This is a genomic window from Paraburkholderia ginsengiterrae, assembly GCF_001645125.1.
GTDB classification, from domain to species: Bacteria; Pseudomonadota; Gammaproteobacteria; order Burkholderiales; family Burkholderiaceae; genus Paraburkholderia; species Paraburkholderia ginsengiterrae.
This window is the reverse complement of the sequence record NZ_LXKA01000121.1, coordinates 101,637-118,231: the sequence shown is the minus strand read 5'-3', so window position 1 is coordinate 118,231 and position 16,595 is coordinate 101,637. Positions and strand designations below refer to the sequence as shown.

The following is a 16,595-nucleotide window of genomic DNA, read 5'->3' as shown; positions in this document are numbered from 1 at the left end:
CTGCTGCCCGCGCCGGGATGCTCATCTAGGTTTGACGGAAACAAAGCTGCGCGCGTTGTCGCGCTGTATGAGCACCGCGATCTCCTTGCCGGCCTTTGCTTCCAGCGCTGCCACGTCCGCCTGCGTTTCGACCAGCGTGCCATTGAGCGAAAGAACGATGTCGCCGGGCTGAATGCCTGCGCTTGCGGCGGGCCCATCGACCTTGTCCACCATCAAGCCAACGGGAAGGTCGCGGGCGCGCCGCTCGTCCTCGCTCAACGGATGCAGGGTCAAGCCGAGGCGTTCCGTTGCGCCGCCTTCGCCGGGCCGGGCCTGCGGGTTTTCCGCGGACGCGCCGATCATGACCGTCGCCGTCATCGGTTTTCGATTCCGGACCAGCCGGAGTGTGGTTTTCGTCCCGGGCGGCAGTTCAGCGGCAGCCGCGCCGAGTTCGGCCGAGTGATCAATCGTTTTGTCGCCGATCTGCAGGATGACGTCGCCTGGCTTGAGGCCGCTCGAGGCCGCCGGTGTGCCTGGCGCGACGGAATTGATCAGCGCGCCCGCCGGTCGCGGCAGGCCAAAGGCCACCGCCAAGCCGGGGCCGACGTCCTGAACCTCCACACCAAGTCCGCCCGGCGGTGGCGCGCGCGAGGCTAGCACCTGCGATCGCACCTTGGCCGTCAGGTTGATCGGGATGGCGAAGGTCAGGCTGGGAAACCGCTCCGAGTCTGCATAAATCTGCACGTCGATGCCTACCACCTCGCCTGCACGGTTGAACAGCGGGCCACCGGAATTGTCCGGATTGTTCGAAACATCGGTTTGAAAAAACGGAAAACTGCTCCCGTCCGGCAACGTGCGAGAGGTGGCGCTGACAATGCCGGCGCTCACCGTATTCTCGAAGCTGTCGGGCGAGCCGATCGTCAGAACCGATTCGCCGACGCGCACCCGCGACGAGTCCCCAAGTTTGACGGTAGGAAGCTTCGTGGCATCGACCTGAATGACCGCGACGTCGCTCTGCGTGTCGACGGCCAGCACCCTCGCTTTGAACTCGCGTCGATCGGTCAGTCTGACCGTCAATTCGGTGGCTTGATCCACCACATGAGCGGTAGTCAGAATGAGGCCATCGGGGCTGACAATGAAACCGGACCCGGTACCTGTGATGGCGCGTGGCGAACTGTCCTGGGATGCCGTCGATCGCGGCACCATACGCGTGACGAACGCCAGAAGCGGGTCGTCGGCGTCGATTGGCACGGGGGCCGTCTGCGGCGATTGCTGCTGCGGGGTAGTCGTGCTGATATTCACGACGGCGGGCCCGTATCGCTCGACGATGGTCGGGAAGTCGACCGGCGCTGAAGCGTTAGCCGCTGAAACCCGCTTTTCCTTCGCCGACAGCGGGGCCGCGCCCACGGCGTTCGCCGTCGGCGGCAGACAGGCATAGCACGTGATAAGCACCGCTGTCACGGCAGCGTGGAACAGGGTGCGAGCAAGCGTCCGATCGAACACAGTGCGCCTCCGTAGCAGGTGTTTTGCCCGCGCCGGGTGCGTAGCGCGCCGGTGCGAAAAAGCGTGACTCTCGCCTACTCTGATTTATAGCGGAGCTGGCGGGAAAAGACAGGTAGCGCTATTCCTGGGTAGGGTCGCGGTTGAGGCCGCCTTGGTGAAGCGCTGGTCGCCAATGTGTTCGCGTGAGTGGTGCGCTTCGCCTGCGAGGCGATCCGTGCGCATGTAGACGGCGCCGCTATGCCCCGCCACTGGCAACATGTGTCATTGCGGTTTGACAGCTATCAACGGACGGGGGCGGACGATGACACGAACGGCTAGTTTTCTGATCCTGATGATTCTTGCCGTGCCCGTCGCGTCGGCGCAAAAGAAAGTCGATCCGATCGAGGCTCAGGCCGAGGCCTGTCTCGGCACGCCGGCCGGGCAGACTACGGAGGGCATGACCGACTGTTCGCACCAGGCCTACCTTGCGTACGACAAACGCATGAACGACGTGTATCAACGGATCATGCGCAACGCCGATCCGCAAACGCGCACGCTGATCCGCAACGCCCAACGTCAGTGGCTGGCCTATCGCGAGGCGCAGCGTCAAGCCGATAATGGTCCATGGCGAGCCGACCGGGGATCGATGGCGAGCGCCGATATCGAGGCGCTCAACGTGGACGCGATCCGCGCAAGGATCGATGAATTGAATTACTACGGTCCGTGATGCGCAGGCCAGGTTCGGTCTGGCCGATTATCCATCATTGATCGCCGGCTGCACGTCGACATTCCCGCGGCACGCACGCACAAAGAAAACGCAGAGCCTTGTGGCGCGGCGACTTCGGATATTTCAGCGGAACTGGTTGGAATACTTCCTGGTGCCGGGGACCGGACTCGAACCGGCAAGCCGTGAAGCGGCGGATTTTAAGTCCGCTATGTTTACCAATTTCATCACCCCGGCGGGGGTCGAACTGCGTGTGGAGGCGAATTCTACCATTGCCTGGCGAGCGCTCCAAACGGCGGCAGCGCCGCCCCGCCCGCCCCCTCCCGGACACCGCCACAGCAAAATTCGAAGTCATCCGCCAGGCACAAACGTTCCCGATAATCCGCTCCCGTAAACGGTTTCACACGGAGCGGAATTTAATGACCCCGACGATCAAGGATGTGGCCGCCCACGCGGGCTTCTCCATCGCCACCGTGTCGCGCGCGATCAACGCGCCGCACACCGTCAATCCGGTCACGCTTGAGAAAGTGCGTCAATCCATCGACGCCCTGAACTTCCGCCCCAGCCCGCTTGGCCGGCAACTGCGCGGTGAGCGCACGCGCCTAATCGGCGTGATTCTGCCGACGCTCGCCAATCCCGTGTTCGCCGAATGCCTGCAAGGCATCGACGAGCTCGCCTCGGCGCAAGGCTACCGGCTCATGCTGATGACCACGCAGTACGACGCTGACCGCGAACGCCACGCGATCGAAACGCTGCGCGAACAGCGCGTCGAAGGCCTGATCCTGACCGTCGCCGATGCCGACACGCATCCGCTGCTCGACGAACTCGACCGCGCCGGCCTGCTCTACGTGCTGATGCATAACGACACCGTGCGCCGCCCATCGGTCTCGGTCGACAACCGTCTCGCCGCCTACGACGGCGTGCGCATGCTGATCGCCCGCGGCCATCGCCGCATCCTGATGCTGGCCGGTTCGCTCGCCGCCTCGGATCGCGCCCGCCAGCGTCATCTCGGCTATGCGCAGGCCATGCAGCAGGCCGGTCTGACACCGGCGCCGGCGCTCGAAGTCGACTTCAACGCGGAGGAACTCTCCCCCTCCGTGCTCGCCCATCTGACCAGCGGCCCGAATCGACCAAGTGCCCTCTTCTGCAGCAACGACCTGCTCGCGATGGTGGTCATGCGCGGCCTGCGCCGCGCGCGTCTGCGGATTCCGCACGACATGTCCATTCTCGGTTTCGACGGCCTCGCGATGGGCGAGCTGCTGTCGCCGCCGCTCGCCAGCATTTGCGCGCCGAATCGCGAGATCGGCTGCGCGGCCTGGCGCAGTTTGCTGGCGCGCGTCACCCGCAACTACGAATCCCTGAATCAGACGTCGCTCGCGCTGACCTTGCCGCACAGCCTGCGTGAAGGCGCCACCATCGCGGCGTTTCCCAACCGCGACGAAGCGGCGCCGGCGCATGATCTGGCGGCCGCCGAGCGGCCGTTTGCCTGAAGCGTCCGTCACATGAGCCAGTCGTCAGCCCGCGCCATGCATTCGCACGTGCCCGTATGAAAACGTTAACACGCTGCCCGGCAAGACAGACACCGCAGCACGACTTTGCCGCACCCACGCCTCACTCCAAACCACCCGCTCTCTTCCTGACCAGGAGACCTGAAGTGATCCGCTTAGCCACACGTTTCGCCTCACCGGCCCAACCGCTCTGGCGCCGCCTTGCGCGCTCCACCGCTGCCGCGCTGTCGGCCGGCATGATCGTCACCGCCGCGCTGACCTCGCTCAGTGCGCAAACGGCGCACGCCGACGAAACCGCAATCTGCTACAACTGCCCGCCTGAATGGGCCGACTGGGCAAGCCAGATCAAGGCGATCCAGCAGAAGACCGGCATTCGCGTGCCGTTCGACAACAAGAACTCCGGACAATCCATCGCACAACTGATGGCCGAGCAGAAGAGCCCGGTCGCCGACGTGGTGTATCTCGGCGTATCGTCGGCCTTCCAGGCGAAAGACAAAGGCGTGATTCAGACGTACAAGCCCGCGCACTGGGACGACATTCCCGCCAATCTGAAGGATCCGCAAGGCTACTGGTTTGCGATTCATTCGGGCACGCTGGGCTTTTTCGTCAACAAGGATGCACTCGAAGGCAAGCCGGTGCCACGTTCCTGGGCCGACCTGCTCAAGCCTGAATACAAAGGCATGATCGGCTATCTCGATCCGTCGAGCGCGTTTGTCGGCTATGCGGGCGCGGTGGCGGTGAATCAGGCGCTCGGCGGCACGCTCGACAACTTCGAGCCGGGCCTCGACTGGTTCCGCAAGCTCAAGGCGAACGCGCCGATCGTGCCGAAGCAGACGGCCTATGCCCGCGTAATGTCCGGTGAAATTCCCATCCTGCTGGACTACGATTTCGACGCCTACCGCGCGAAGTACAAGGATCACGCCAACGTCGAGTTCGTGATTCCGAAGGAAGGCACGATCTCGGTGCCGTACGTGATGAGCCTCGTGAAGGGCGCGCCGCATGAAGCGAACGGCAAGAAGGTGCTCGATTTCGTGCTCTCCGACGAAGGCCAGAAGCTCTGGGCCGACGCCTATCTGCGCCCGGTGCGCGCGAATGCGATGAGCCCTGACACCGCCGCGAAATTCCTGCCGGCGAGCGACTACGCTCGCGCCAAACCGGTCGACTTCGGCAAGATGGCGGAGAAGCAGGCGAGCTTCGGCGAGCGTTATCTGCAGGTGATGCATTGAACGACATCACGTTCCCGCTGCGCTGGCGCATCGCGTTGATCGCGCCGGCGCTGGCGGTGTTCATCGCCTTCTGGCTCTTGCCGATGGTCGCGCTCGCGCAGCTGAGCGGCGATGGCCACGCGTTCGCCACCTATCGCGCCATGCTCACGAACCCGCGCTATATGACGAGCCTCGGCGCGACCGTGCTGTTGTCCGCGGCGGTCACCGCCACCACGCTGGTGCTGTCGGTGATCGCGGGGTTGCTGCTGGCGCGCCGCGAGTTTGCGCTCAAGCGCACGCTGCTCGCGCTGCTCACCTTCCCGCTGGCGTTTCCCGGCGTGGTGGTCGGCTTCATGGTCATCATGCTGGCGGGACGCCAGGGGCTGATCGGCGCGCTCTCGCTGAAACTCACGGGCGACCGCTGGGTGTTCGCGTATTCGATGAGCGGCCTCTTTCTCGGCTACCTGTACTTCTCGATTCCGCGCGTGATCGTCACCGTGATGGCCTCGGCGACCAAGCTCGACGCCTCGCTCGAAGAAGCGGCGCGGTCGCTCGGCGCGTCGCCGTGGCGCATCATGCGCGACATCGTGCTGCCCGCGCTCTCGCCGGGTCTGATCGCAGCGGGCGCAGTGTGCTTCGCCACCGCGATGGGCGCGTTCGGCACGGCGTTCACGCTCGCCACCGACATCGACGTCTTGCCGATGACCATCTACACCGAGTTCACGCTCAACGCAAACATGGTGACGGCCGCGGGTCTGTCGATCGTGCTCGGCATCGTCACGTGGGCCGTTCTGGCGTTGGCGCGCAGTGTAAGCGGCTCAGCCGTGGCGGCCAGCGCATGAGCGGCCTCTCCAAACCCGGCGCTTCTCAAGCGGACGACAGGACTTCCATGCATTCCCCGACCGCCCCTTTACGGCCGGCCGCGGCGCAGCGCGCTCGGTTCCGGTGGCCGGCTTCACGAAGCTGGCTCGCCGCCGGTCAGTGGGCCGTCACGCTGCTGCTCTGCGCCTTTCTCATCGTGCCCGTGATCATGTCGATCATGGCCGGGCTTACGGTCAACTACTTCAAGGGCGTCTCGAGTGGACTCACGCTGCGCTGGCTCGGCGAGGTGTGGACGCAGTATCACGGCTCGGTTTTTCTTTCGCTCGAAGTCGCGGCGGCCACTCTCTTCATCACGCTCGTAACCGGCGTGCCCGCGGGCTATGTGCTCGCGCGCAGCAAGACGCGGCTCTCGCGCATCATCGAGGAATTCCTGGTGCTGCCGATCGCCCTGCCCGGTCTCGCCTCCGCGCTCGCGCTGCTGGTGGTGTACGGCGGCTTCACGATGTTCCGCATGAGCGTGGCGTTCATTGTCGTGGGACACGTGGTGTTCACCCTGCCCTTCATGGTGCGCGCGGTGGCCGCGGTGTGCGCGAGCAGCGATCTGCGCACGCTCGAAGAAGGCGCGGCGAGTCTCGGCGCGAGCTTCGTTCAGCGCTTCGTGACGATCGTGCTGCCGAACGCGCGGCCAGGCATCGTTGCGGGCGCGCTGGCGGTGCTGACGCTCTCCATCGGCGAATTCAATCTCACGTGGATGCTGCACACGCCCGATACGAAGACGCTGCCGGTCGGTCTCGCCGACACCTACGCGTCGTTGCGCACCGCGATCGGCAGCGCCTACACGATCCTGTTTTTCATCATGACGATGCCTTTGCTCGTCGCCATGCAGTGGCTGGGCGTCGATGCAACCGGCCAGCGCAGCGCGGCGAAAAACCGCAGTTCCGTCTCTCCCTCGAAGTCCGTCAAGACGCCATGAAACTCGCTTCCGTTCCCATTACGCTGACGCAATGCGCGAAAACGTTTCGCGGCACCCGCGTGCTCGAACCGCTCGATCTGCGTATCGAAGCCGGTGAGACCCTCGTGCTGCTCGGCCCGTCCGGTTGCGGCAAGACCACCACCTTGCGGATGATCGCCGGGCTCGAGACACCGGACGCCGGCGGCACCATCGCCTTCGGCGACGACGACGTCACCGCCCTGCCCATCGAGAAGCGCCAGGTCGGCATGGTGTTCCAGAGCTACGCGCTGTTTCCGAACCTGACGGTGCGCGGCAACATCGGCTATGGCCTGAAGATCAAACGCGTGCCGGCCGACACCGCGCGGCAACGCATCGACGAATTGCTCGGCATGATGCGGCTCACCGCGCATGCCGACAAACCCATCGACCAGCTCTCCGGCGGCCAGCGGCAACGGGTGGCGCTGGCGCGCGCGCTCGCGGTGCAGCCGCGCGTGCTGCTGCTCGACGAACCGCTCACGGCGCTCGACGCGCGTTTGCGCGACGCATTGCGCAGCGAGATGAACACGCTGTTGCGCGAACTGGGCATCACGACCGTTTACGTGACGCACGATCAGGCTGAAGCGATGGAACTGGGCGACCGCATCGTCGTGATGAGCGCCGGGCGTATCGAGCAGATCGGTTCGCCGCGCGACATCTATTACCGCCCTGCCAACCGGACGGTCGCGCAGTTCGTCGGCACCATCAACCGGCTGGCGGGCGAGCGGCGCGGCGGCATGCTGACGACCACCGGCGGCGCCGTGCCGCTGCCCGAGGGCGCCGCTCATGCGGCCTCGGCGCAAGAAATTTTCTTCCGTCCCGAAGATGCCTGGCTGGCCGATCCGGCTCAGGCGCAACTGCGTGGCCGTATCGAAAGCAGTGCGTTTCTCGGTGAACGCACGCGTCTGACGATTGCGGGCGCCGCGCCGGACGCCTTGCTGATCGACGTGGCGGGCCGCGTCGAACTGGCACGCGGCACACCCGTGGGCATTTCAATCGCGCAGGACGCGCTGATTGCGCTATCGTAATTAATGCAGCGCTGTCTTTTAGCGCGCTATAGAAAAGGACTTCCCCATGCTGCTGGCTCAAATTAGCGACCTGCATATCAAACGGCCCGGCGCGCTGGCTTACCGCCGGGTCGACACCGGCGCCTATCTGGCCCGCTGCGTCGCCGCGCTCAATGCGCTCGACCCGCGTCCGGACGCCGTGATCATGACCGGCGACCTCGTCGATCAAGGCGATCCCGCTCAGTATGAGCACCTCAAGACGCTGCTCGCGCCGCTCGAGATTCCTTACTTCCTGATGGTCGGCAATCACGATGAACGCACCGCGTTGCGCGCGGCGTTTCCCGAGCGCGCGGAATTGCGCAGCGGCGGCGAGTTCGTGCAATACGCCGTGGATGTCGGCCCCCTGCGCATAATCGCGCTCGATTCGATGGTGCCGGGCGAGAGTGCCGGCAATCTGTGCGACTCGCGGCTCGCCTGGCTGGAACAGCAACTCGATGCGGCCAAAGACAAGCCGACGGTGGTCGCGTTGCATCATCCGCCGTTCGTCTGCGGCATCGCCCATATGGATGAACTGCGCCTCGACCCCGCCGCCGCCGACAAACTCGCGGCCCTGATCGCGCGCTATCCGAATGTGGAACGGGTGATCTGCGGGCATGTGCACCGGCCCATGTTCGTGCGCTTTGGCGGCACGATCGCCTCCGCGGTGCCGGCGCCCGCACACCAGGTCGGACTCGATCTGACCGAGGATGGGCCGTCCGCGTTCGTGATGGAGCCGCCTGCGTATGCGCTGCATCGCTACGATCCGGCCACCGGCATCGTCACGCATCATGCGTATGTGGATGCCGCCGACGGGCCGTATCCGTTCTACGAGCCCGAGGGAGATCTGATCGATTGAGGCAGCAGGCGGCCATTGGCGTGGCCGCCTGCGTGAGCGCCTGCATTGCGCCTGCCCTCACGCCAGCAGCATCCGCCCTGCTCCGGTATGATCGGCACGCTTGAGGACCGCGCATGGGCCGGTCCGCCGATCGCCCCCTCTCATGTCCACCTCCGACGCGTCCACTCCCGCTACCGCCGACCGGTCGTTGCGCGGCCTGCTGCTTCTGCTCGCCACCATCGCCGGCGTCTCGGTCGCCAACATCTACTACAACCAGCCGTTGCTCGACGGTTTCCGCCAATCGTTTCCGGGCAGCGCGTCGTGGGTCGGCGTGGTGCCGGCGATCACGCAGCTCGGCTACGCGGCCGGCATGCTGTTGCTGGCGCCGCTTGGCGACCGCTTCGACCGGCGCCGTCTGATCCTGCTCCAGATCGCGGCCATCTGCGTCGCACTGGTGGTGGCCGCCGCGGCGCCGACGCTGCCGGTGCTGATCGGCGCGAGCCTGGCGATCGGTGTGCTCGCCACCATCGCGCAACAAGCGGTGCCGTTCGCGGCGGAACTCGCGCCGCCCTCGGCGCGCGGCCATGCGGTCGGCACGGTGATGAGCGGCTTGCTGCTCGGCATTCTGCTGGCGCGCACCGCGGCGGGCGCGGTGGGCGAATATTTCGGCTGGCGCGCGGTGTTCGGCGCATCCGTGGTCGCGTTGCTGGTGCTGGCCGTCGTCATCATTCTGCGGCTGCCCAGGAGCCAGCCGACCTCCACGTTGCCCTACGGCAAGCTGATGGTGTCGATGTGGCATCTGGTGGTAGAGCATCGCGCGCTGCGTGAGGCGTCGCTCACCGGCGCGGCGATGTTCGCGGCGTTCAGCATCTTCTGGTCGGTGCTCGCATTGCTGCTGGCGGGCGCGCCGTTTCATCTCGGGCCGCAGGCGGCCGGGCTATTCGGCATCGTCGGCGCGGCGGGCGCCATGGCCGCGCCGCTGGCCGGCAAGTTCGCCGACCGGCGCGGACCGGCCGCGATCATCACCGTCTCGATCGTGCTGGTGGCCATTTCCTTTGTCGTGTTCGGCGCGTCGGCGCGGAGTATTGCGGGCCTCGTGGTGGGCGTGATCATTCTCGATATCGGCGTGCAAGCGGCGCAGATTTCCAATCAGTCGCGCATCTACGCGCTCAAGCCGGAGGCGCGCAGCCGCGTGAATACGGTGTATATGGTGGCGTATTTCATCGGCGGCGCGACCGGCTCCGGCGTCGGCGCGATAGTCTGGCCCGCGTTCGGATGGCTCGGCGTGAGCATCGCCGGACTCGTATTCGCGGGGCTGGCGGCGTGGAATCATCTGAGCCTTCCCGCGCGCGCCAGGCCCTAGCGCCTTGCCGTTGCGTGTACGTTCGGCGCATCTACCGCATCTACGTTCGGATCACGCCGAGCAGCAGCGTCACCACGAAGACGACAAGGAAGATGTAGAACAGGATCTTCGCGATCTCGGCGGCCCCCGCCGCGATGCCGGTAAAACCGAACACGGCCGCGATGATCGCAATCACGAAAAATACAATGGCGTAATGAAGCATGGCGAATGTCCCTCCAGGTGGTATCTGCGTGGGCCGCTGTCTCGGCGAGCTTTTGACCCGTCTGCGTATTCGCCTGCTCGACACCCGGCGTTTGCGTATTGCCGTTCTGCACGATCAGCACGAATGGCTTGCATCCAGCAATGCGTGTGCCGCGGGCTTCGCCATGGTTGATCGCGGCTAAAGGGGGCTGACGGAGCAACCCGCGGCGAGGATTAGAATTTTTCCTCGGAGGATTGGCGCGGCGCGCGGTGTATCTTTCGTGCGCACCCCATACTTACACGGACTCCCGCATGCCCTACCAACACTTGCTGGCCGAACTCGACCTCGGCTTCACCCGCCTGCGCAACCGCGTGGTGATGGGTTCGATGCATACGGGCATGGAAGACCGCTTCTGGAATTACCCGAAGCTGGCCGCGTATTTCCGCGAACGCGCCAAGGGCGGTGTCGGGCTGATCGTTACGGGCGGCATCTCGCCGAATCGCGAAGGATGGCTCCTGCCGTTCGGCGGCACGCTGAATTCCGTGTTCGATCTGCGCAATCATCGGCGCCTGACCGAGGCCGTGCACGCCGAAGGCGGCAAGATCGCGCTGCAGATCCTGCATGCGGGCCGCTACGGCTATCAGCCGTTCGTGGTGTCCGCCTCCGCGATCAAATCGCCGATCTCGAAGTTCAAGCCACGCGCGCTGAGCATCGCAGGAATTGAGAAGACCGTGCGCGACTACGCGCGCTGCGCGCGTCTCGCGCAACGCGCGGGTTATGACGGCATCGAGATCATGGGCAGCGAGGGCTATCTGCTCAACCAGTTCCTGTGCCCGCGCACCAACCGGCGCACCGACGCGTACGGCGGCAGCATCGAGAACCGCATGCGGCTCGCGCGCGAGATCGTCGAACGGGTGCGCGCGGTGTGCGGCGAACGCTTTATCGTCGTGTACCGGCTCTCCCTGATCGATCTGGTGGAAGGCGGCAACACGTGGGACGAGACTGTGCAGGTCGCCAAGGCGCTCGAAGCGGCCGGCGTGACCATGTTCAACACCGGGATCGGCTGGCACGAGGCGCGGGTGCCGACCATCGTCACCTCTGTGCCGCGCGCGGCCTTCGCCGAGTTGAGCGCGCGCCTGAAGGCCGCCGTCAAGGTGCCGGTGATCGTGTCGAACCGGATCAATACCCCCGACGTCGCCGAAGCACTGCTCGCGCAAGGCGCGGGCGATCTGGTTTCCATGGCGCGGCCGCTGCTGGCCGACCCCGAGTTCGTCCTGAAGACGGCCGAGGGACGCACGGACGAAATCAACACCTGCATCGCCTGCAATCAGGCCTGTCTCGATCACACGTTCAAGAACCAGCGCGCCAGCTGCCTCGTGAATCCGCGCGCGGGCCGTGAGACCGAACTGCTGTACCGGCCGGTGTCGGGAACCCCGGCGGTGCGTTCGGTGGCGGTGGTCGGCGCGGGTCCGGCGGGCTTGTCGGCGGCGACCGTCGCGGCCGCGCGCGGGCATCGCGTGACGTTGTTCGATGCGAGCGCAACGATTGGTGGTCAGTTCAACCTGGCGATGCGCGTGCCGGGCAAGGAAGAGTTCAGCGAAACGATCCGCTACTTCCAGAGCCAGTTGCAGCGCCATCGCGTCGATGTCCGGCTCGGCACGCGGGTCGAGCCCGCCCTGCTCGCCGCCGGAGCTTACGACGATGTGATCATCGCCACCGGCATCGTCCCGCGCAAGCCGGCGATCGCCGGCATCGACGGGCCAAATGTGCTCTCTTATGTCGACGTGCTGCGCGGCGCGCCGGTGGGGCAGCGCGTCGCCGTGATCGGCGCGGGCGGGATCGGCTTCGACGTCAGCGAGTTTCTGCTGCACCGCGCCGGAGAGCCGCTGCCAGCGCCGCGCGATGCATGGCTCGACGAATGGGGTGTCGATCTGACCGTGCGGGAACGCGGCGGCCTGAAACCGCCGGCGCCGGCACAACCGCCACGGCAGATCTGGCTGCTGCAGCGCAAGGCCGGCAAGCTCGGCATGGGACTCGGCAAGACCTCCGGCTGGGTGCATCGCGCCACGCTGGCGAGAAACGGCGTGAAGATGCTGGGCGGCGTGTCGTATCGGGAAATCAGCGCGCGCGGATTGAAGATCGAGCGTGAAGGCGCCGAGGAATGGCTCGAGGTGGACACGATCGTCGTCTGCGCGGGGCAGGAATCGCTGCGCGATCTGCTACCGCAGGCGGCGGCAAACCAGGCAAACCAGGCGACTCAGACCAGCGGTCCGCGGTATCACCTGATCGGCGGCGCCAAGGTCGCAACCGAGCTGGATGCGAAACGTGCGATACGCGAAGGCGCGGAAGTGGCGGCGGCGCTGTGAAGACGGCAGACCGCTGCGAGGCACGCAGCAAAACCTGAGCGGAGCCTGAGGCAACTCGCAAACGGCCTCAGGTGAGCCCCTTCTTCCTGTAATCGAACCAGAAAGACAATCCCACGCTCGCCAGAATCACAATGGTCGCAATCACGGTGGAGCGCGTGACCGGCTCGCCAAGCAGCAGCGCGCCGAGCGCCACCGCCACCACCGGATTGACGTACATGCAACTGCTGGCAATGATCGGGCTGGTATGGCGGATCAGAAAACCGTACGCGACGTAGGCGGTCATCGTGCCGACCAGCATCAGGTAAATAAAGGCCAGCACCGGCAGAAAATGCACCTCGAGCATGCGTTCGCCCGAGACCAGCGCGACCATGGTCGACATGGCGCCGCCCAGCCCAATTTGCAGCGACGTCGACAGAAACAGGTCCGAAGGCAGCTTCAGGCGCCCGGCCAGATGCGCGCCGCCCGCCCAGAAAAGCGCCCCGCACAAGATCGCAAGGCTGCCGCCCGCTGAACCCGCGGTGTTGTCGCCGTGGCTCAGAATCGCAATGCCCACCAGGCCAAGGCCGACCGCGAACCACTCGCCCCGGCCGATCTTGCGCCCCGCCACCGCCGCGATCACGGTCGCGAAGAGCGGCACGGTCGCCACCATGACCGCCGCCGTGCCGGTGCCGACGGTGCGCATGCCAAAGGCCAGCATGCCGCTCGACAAGCCGACCAGCATGGTGCCCACCAGTCCCGCATTGCGGATTTCGGCAAAGCTCGGCCAGACCGGCTTGCGGCGCGCCGCGAAAAAGAACAGCCCTACCCCGGCAAACAGGTTGCGCATGCCCGAGAGCAGCAGCGGCGGAAACGATCCGAGGGCGACGTGCACGGCGAGATACGTCGAACCCCACACGAGATAGACGACGCCGAGCGCGAGCGCGATCTGGCCGTTGCGCGACTGCGGCAAACGGAGCGGAAAACCACGGGAAAAACGGCTTGAGAGTGGTGACGGCATGCGTTCACCCCGCCCATGCCGTTCGAGGCGCCGCGCCCCCGCTATTGCCCCGTTGGCGGGGTGGCGGACACCGCATCGGCGATGCGGTCGGACTGGCGAGGCTGGCGGACATGGTGGTGGAACGGGAGACGGGAGATGGCCAAAGGGGCCACAACGCCGCAGCGCTCGAAAACGAACCATCCGCGGCGAACACGCGCCGAGATGCTCGGCGCGCATCGCATTATGCAGTAAGCGCCCACCGCATCGGTTGAAAGAATCGTAACTTTTTGGCGAACTTGCAACAAAAAGCCGGGGCCCCGCCCCGGCTCGCCGACGCGCGCCAAACCGGCGCGTTCGAGTTATGCGAAGTGCATTAGCACAGCGGCTCAGTTGGCCATCGCGCCCGAGGCTTCGTGCTTCATCGCGTCGCCCTTTTTCATCTTGTCGTGCTTCATCGTGTCCTTTTTCATGCTGTCCTTCGACATGCTGTCTTTGGACATGGAATCCTTCGACATCGTGTCTTTCGACATGGCGTCGTTGGACATCGCGCCGCTTGCCTGGGCGAACGCGGCGCCGCCGCTGGTGAGGAGAGCGACGGCCACTGCTGCGATTGCGAACTTTTTCATGGGATGACTCCGAGTGTTGTTGATAAATCAGGACCGGCTCTAGCCGGCGTACTTCCGAAGCTTCTGCCGCCTGGGGTCGCGCATCCGATGCAATTGCGGCGACCCACGCGCGTCAGGAGCCTCCGAACCAGTTGTAGCCCTGGTCGACCCAATAGCCGCCCGGGAACGTGTTGGTGACGAACATCTCGACGATGTGCTTCGGGTTCTTGTAGCCGAGCTTGGTCGGCATGCGCAGCTTCATCGGGAACCCGTATTTCGCGGGCAGCTGCTCGCCGTCGTAGGAGAACGTGAGCAGCGTTTGCGGATGCAACGCCGTCGGCATGTCGATGCTTTCGTAGTAGTCGTCGGCGCAGCGGAAACCGACGTACTTCGCGGTGGTGTCCGCGCCGATGCGTCGCAGAAAGTCGCTGAACGGCGTGCCGCCCCAGCGGCCAATCGCACTCCACCCTTCCACGCAGATATGCCGCGTGATCTGCTCGGCATGCGGCAGCGCGTACAACTCGGGCAGGGTCCACACACGCTGGCCGGTCACGAGTCCGCTGATCTTCAGGCGGTAGTCGGAGCCGTCCACCTCGGGCACGTCGTCGATGCCGTAGAACGCGTTGAACGGGAACGGCCGCGTGATTTGCGCTTCGGTGTAGGTAGGCGCCAGCTGCTTCGGATCGAACAGCGCGGCCTGCGCGCGGTCGTTCAGGCGCGACACGGCGGTCAGAAACTTGTTGACCGAGTCGTTATCGGTGAGCGAGCAGCCGGTCAGCATCGAGAGGCCTCCTAGCGTCAGAAGCCGTTTGCCGAACAGGCGCCGCGACGGCATGGCGAGTTCGCGCCGGGCGTCGATCAGAATCGACTCACGGTCGAGCGTCTGACCGGTTTGCGAGGCAGATTTTCCAATGAGCTTGGTCATGATTCGGTATCCAGAACGTTCGCGTAGAGTTGGCTCAGCGTCCGCGCAACATGGCGAGGAGCGAGCGTGGCACGAGCGCCACCATCACGAGGTGCACGGCGATGAACGCGGCCATCAGCGACATCGCGCAGAAGTGCACGATGCGTGCGTTGTCGTAGCCGCCCATCAGTTCGCGCAGCAGCGGAAACTGCACCGACTTCCAGATCGCAAGACCCGACAGCACCAGCACGATCAGATCGCAGATGACGAACAGGTAGGCGAATTTCTGCACCGCGTTGTAGACCCGCAGATCGGCGTGCGAGAGCTTGCCCGTCAACGCGGCGATAAAGTCATGCAGCACGGCGCGCGGCGACACCGGCAAAAACTTGCGCACGAAGCGACCGCTCGCAAGATTCAGCGCGAGGTACACGAGCCCGTTGAAAACCAGCAGCCACATCGCGGCGAAATGCCATTGCAGCGCGCCGCCGAGCCAGCCGCCGAGCGTGATGGACGGCGGAAAAGTGAACGACTTGAAGATCGGCGAGGCATCGTAGATGCGCCAGCCTGAGAGCATCATCACGATGGCCGCGAGCGCGTTGAGCCAATGCGTGACACGCACCCACACCGGATGGATCACACCGGTTTGCGGCTTGGCGGGCGGTGCGCTGTCGCGTATTGCATGAGGGGTTGCCATGAGAATCTCCTGTGAATGAAGCCGCGGCGTAATCAATGGCAAGCGGCCAGTTCGGCTACTTGCAGGACGTCGCCGGTTGCATCGTTCTCGACGAAGGCGACCACACCGAACCGGTCGGCGGGCGCATTGGCCATGACATCGGCGCCCGTATCCTGAATGCGGATCTCGCGGCGGATTTGCGCGTTGCCGGCCACGAGCGGCACGGGGCCGATCCACTGCCGTACAACTCTTTCGTGATGCAAAGTAACGCCGCTGTTTTCACCGGCGCCGACCTGCGAGCTCAGCGTGTTTTCATAAACGGCAAGGTACGCATTCAACGCGCCCGCTGCCCCCGCCGTACCAGCAGCCTGGCTGGTGAATTGCGCGGCGACGCTGAACGCGCCCAGCGACTGCGGCGTCAGTTCCAGCGCGACGTTCGCCTGCGCCGGTTCGGCAACGACCTTGCCGATGCGGCTCTGGAAACTGTCGCGTTGCGACCAGCTGCGCAGCTCACGTCCCGACACGAAGATTTCCGGCGTGTAGATGGTGTGGCCGCCGGCCAGATCAGTGAGCGCCTGCTGACGTTCGGTGAAGCGATGTTGCGAGAAGCGGTCGGTCCAGCCGAGGCTGTTCCAGTAGTCGACATGCAACGCCAACGGCACGATGCTTTGCGCCGCGCCGCTGTTTTTCCATTGGCTGAGCCACTGGTCAGCGGGCGGACAGCTATTGCAGCCTTCGCTGCTGTAAAGCTCCACCAGCGCCACGCGATGCGCCGGGCTATGCGCGCTGCACACGGCGCTTGCCGCGGAGGCTAAGCCGCTCGCCGCGAGCATCGTCACTGCAAGCGAGAGCGCGATGACTCGGGTGAAGGGCCGGCAGCTTTGGCGATTAAGAGGGCTATGCATGACGTGCTCCCATCAGGTTCTGCACGTTTGTCG

17 protein-coding genes and 1 tRNA gene are annotated in these 16,595 nt (G+C 65.2%); 10 read left to right on the top strand and 8 right to left on the bottom strand.

The window, feature by feature from the left end; all coding sequences use genetic code 11:
* Positions 1-21 precede the first annotated feature (21 nt).
* The gene (locus A6V37_RS10895) at positions 22-1,482 is read right to left on the bottom strand and encodes a trypsin-like peptidase domain-containing protein (protein ID WP_082902793.1); all 1,461 of its coding nucleotides are present in this window, start codon (positions 1,480-1,482) and stop codon (positions 22-24) included.
* A 301-nt stretch (positions 1,483-1,783) separates the two neighbouring features.
* Here A6V37_RS10895 and A6V37_RS10890 point away from each other — a divergent pair, with 301 nt between their 5' ends.
* Positions 1,784-2,188: a lysozyme inhibitor LprI family protein gene (locus A6V37_RS10890; protein ID WP_064270035.1), complete on the top strand. Its 405-nt coding sequence runs from the start codon at positions 1,784-1,786 to the stop codon at positions 2,186-2,188.
* A 149-nt stretch (positions 2,189-2,337) separates the two neighbouring features.
* On the opposite strand, the gene A6V37_RS10885 is transcribed toward A6V37_RS10890, so the two are convergent.
* A tRNA-Leu gene (locus A6V37_RS10885) sits at positions 2,338-2,422 on the bottom strand.
* A gap of 182 nt (positions 2,423-2,604) precedes the next feature.
* Here A6V37_RS10885 and A6V37_RS10880 point away from each other — a divergent pair.
* The 7 genes from A6V37_RS10880 to A6V37_RS10850 all read left to right on the top strand — a co-directional run bounded on the left by A6V37_RS10880 (position 2,605) and on the right by A6V37_RS10850 (position 9,952).
* Positions 2,605-3,675 (top strand): LacI family DNA-binding transcriptional regulator, encoded by a 1,071-nt coding sequence (locus A6V37_RS10880; protein WP_064285986.1) that lies wholly within the window; start codon positions 2,605-2,607, stop codon positions 3,673-3,675.
* A 254-nt stretch (positions 3,676-3,929) separates the two neighbouring features.
* A complete protein-coding gene (locus tag A6V37_RS10875) occupies positions 3,930-4,919 on the top strand; it encodes an ABC transporter substrate-binding protein (RefSeq protein WP_423213149.1) in 990 nt (329 codons plus the stop codon).
* Positions 4,916-5,740 carry an ABC transporter permease gene (locus tag A6V37_RS10870; protein WP_064270038.1) on the top strand — a complete coding sequence of 275 codons (825 nt, stop codon included), beginning with the start codon at positions 4,916-4,918 and terminating at the stop codon, positions 5,738-5,740. Before A6V37_RS10875 ends, A6V37_RS10870 begins: the two co-directional genes overlap by 4 nt.
* Before the next feature lie 47 nt (positions 5,741-5,787).
* The gene (locus tag A6V37_RS10865) at positions 5,788-6,693 is read left to right on the top strand and encodes an ABC transporter permease (protein ID WP_064285985.1); all 906 of its coding nucleotides are present in this window, start codon (positions 5,788-5,790) and stop codon (positions 6,691-6,693) included.
* Positions 6,690-7,736 carry an ABC transporter ATP-binding protein gene (locus tag A6V37_RS10860; RefSeq protein WP_064270040.1) on the top strand — a complete coding sequence of 349 codons (1,047 nt, stop codon included), beginning with the start codon at positions 6,690-6,692 and terminating at the stop codon, positions 7,734-7,736. The genes A6V37_RS10865 and A6V37_RS10860 overlap by 4 nt, the downstream gene beginning before the upstream one ends.
* Before the next feature lie 46 nt (positions 7,737-7,782).
* Positions 7,783-8,610, top strand: coding sequence for a phosphodiesterase (locus tag A6V37_RS10855; protein WP_064270041.1), 828 nt, complete (start codon positions 7,783-7,785; stop codon positions 8,608-8,610).
* A 142-nt stretch (positions 8,611-8,752) separates the two neighbouring features.
* The gene (locus tag A6V37_RS10850) at positions 8,753-9,952 is read left to right on the top strand and encodes an MFS transporter (protein WP_064270042.1); all 1,200 of its coding nucleotides are present in this window, start codon (positions 8,753-8,755) and stop codon (positions 9,950-9,952) included.
* Between the two features lie 40 nt (positions 9,953-9,992).
* Here the strand turns inward: A6V37_RS10850 and A6V37_RS38585 are convergent, their stop codons facing one another.
* Entirely contained in the window at positions 9,993-10,154 is a 162-nt protein-coding gene (locus A6V37_RS38585) for a DUF1328 domain-containing protein (protein ID WP_064506452.1), read from the bottom strand.
* Here A6V37_RS38585 and A6V37_RS40570 point away from each other — a divergent pair.
* Both A6V37_RS40570 and A6V37_RS10845 read left to right on the top strand, forming a co-directional pair.
* Complete coding sequence (locus A6V37_RS40570) at positions 10,153-10,335, top strand: hypothetical protein (protein WP_131799906.1); 183 nt, start codon at positions 10,153-10,155, stop codon at positions 10,333-10,335. The genes A6V37_RS38585 and A6V37_RS40570 overlap by 2 nt on opposite strands.
* A 109-nt stretch (positions 10,336-10,444) precedes the next feature.
* Positions 10,445-12,499 carry an NADPH-dependent 2,4-dienoyl-CoA reductase gene (locus A6V37_RS10845; RefSeq protein WP_064270043.1) on the top strand — a complete coding sequence of 685 codons (2,055 nt, stop codon included), beginning with the start codon at positions 10,445-10,447 and terminating at the stop codon, positions 12,497-12,499.
* A 67-nt stretch (positions 12,500-12,566) separates the two neighbouring features.
* On the opposite strand, the gene A6V37_RS10840 is transcribed toward A6V37_RS10845, so the two are convergent.
* The 5 genes from A6V37_RS10840 to A6V37_RS10820 form a co-directional block, all read right to left on the bottom strand.
* Positions 12,567-13,496 carry an EamA family transporter gene (locus A6V37_RS10840; RefSeq protein ID WP_064270044.1) on the bottom strand — a complete coding sequence of 310 codons (930 nt, stop codon included), beginning with the start codon at positions 13,494-13,496 and terminating at the stop codon, positions 12,567-12,569.
* 365 nt (positions 13,497-13,861) lie between these two features.
* On the bottom strand, positions 13,862-14,101 hold the full coding sequence (locus tag A6V37_RS10835) for a pentapeptide MXKDX repeat protein (protein ID WP_064270045.1): 240 nt from the start codon (positions 14,099-14,101) through the stop codon (positions 13,862-13,864).
* Positions 14,102-14,213: 112 nt separating this feature from the next.
* On the bottom strand, positions 14,214-15,005 hold the full coding sequence (locus A6V37_RS10830; protein WP_064270046.1) for a molybdopterin-dependent oxidoreductase: 792 nt from the start codon (positions 15,003-15,005) through the stop codon (positions 14,214-14,216).
* Positions 15,006-15,039: 34 nt separating this feature from the next.
* A complete protein-coding gene (locus tag A6V37_RS10825) occupies positions 15,040-15,678 on the bottom strand; it encodes a cytochrome b/b6 domain-containing protein (RefSeq protein WP_064270047.1) in 639 nt (212 codons plus the stop codon).
* Between the two features lie 32 nt (positions 15,679-15,710).
* On the bottom strand, positions 15,711-16,562 hold the full coding sequence (locus tag A6V37_RS10820; protein WP_064270048.1) for a DUF1223 domain-containing protein: 852 nt from the start codon (positions 16,560-16,562) through the stop codon (positions 15,711-15,713).
* Positions 16,563-16,595 lie beyond the last annotated feature (33 nt).

Bases quoted from the DNA above. Each gene is read 5' to 3' on its own strand.
- A6V37_RS38585 (WP_064506452.1), bottom strand. From the start codon at position 10,154: ATGCTTCATTACGCCATTGTATTTTTCGTGATTGCGATCATCGCGGCC.
- A6V37_RS10880 (WP_064285986.1), top strand. From the start codon at position 2,605: ATGACCCCGACGATCAAGGATGTGGCCGCCCACGCGGGCTTCTCCATC.
- A6V37_RS10865 (WP_064285985.1), top strand. From the start codon at position 5,788: ATGCATTCCCCGACCGCCCCTTTACGGCCGGCCGCGGCGCAGCGCGCT.
- A6V37_RS10860 (WP_064270040.1), top strand. From the start codon at position 6,690: ATGAAACTCGCTTCCGTTCCCATTACGCTGACGCAATGCGCGAAAACG.
- A6V37_RS10830 (WP_064270046.1), bottom strand. From the start codon at position 15,005: ATGACCAAGCTCATTGGAAAATCTGCCTCGCAAACCGGTCAGACGCTC.
- A6V37_RS40570 (WP_131799906.1), top strand. From the start codon at position 10,153: ATGGCGAATGTCCCTCCAGGTGGTATCTGCGTGGGCCGCTGTCTCGGC.
- A6V37_RS10840 (WP_064270044.1), bottom strand. From the start codon at position 13,496: ATGCCGTCACCACTCTCAAGCCGTTTTTCCCGTGGTTTTCCGCTCCGT.
- A6V37_RS10855 (WP_064270041.1), top strand. From the start codon at position 7,783: ATGCTGCTGGCTCAAATTAGCGACCTGCATATCAAACGGCCCGGCGCG.
- A6V37_RS10820 (WP_064270048.1), bottom strand. From the start codon at position 16,562: ATGCATAGCCCTCTTAATCGCCAAAGCTGCCGGCCCTTCACCCGAGTC.
- A6V37_RS10890 (WP_064270035.1), top strand. From the start codon at position 1,784: ATGACACGAACGGCTAGTTTTCTGATCCTGATGATTCTTGCCGTGCCC.
- A6V37_RS10875 (WP_423213149.1), top strand. From the start codon at position 3,930: ATGATCGTCACCGCCGCGCTGACCTCGCTCAGTGCGCAAACGGCGCAC.
- A6V37_RS10845 (WP_064270043.1), top strand. From the start codon at position 10,445: ATGCCCTACCAACACTTGCTGGCCGAACTCGACCTCGGCTTCACCCGC.
- A6V37_RS10835 (WP_064270045.1), bottom strand. From the start codon at position 14,101: ATGAAAAAGTTCGCAATCGCAGCAGTGGCCGTCGCTCTCCTCACCAGC.
- A6V37_RS10850 (WP_064270042.1), top strand. From the start codon at position 8,753: ATGTCCACCTCCGACGCGTCCACTCCCGCTACCGCCGACCGGTCGTTG.
- A6V37_RS10825 (WP_064270047.1), bottom strand. From the start codon at position 15,678: ATGGCAACCCCTCATGCAATACGCGACAGCGCACCGCCCGCCAAGCCG.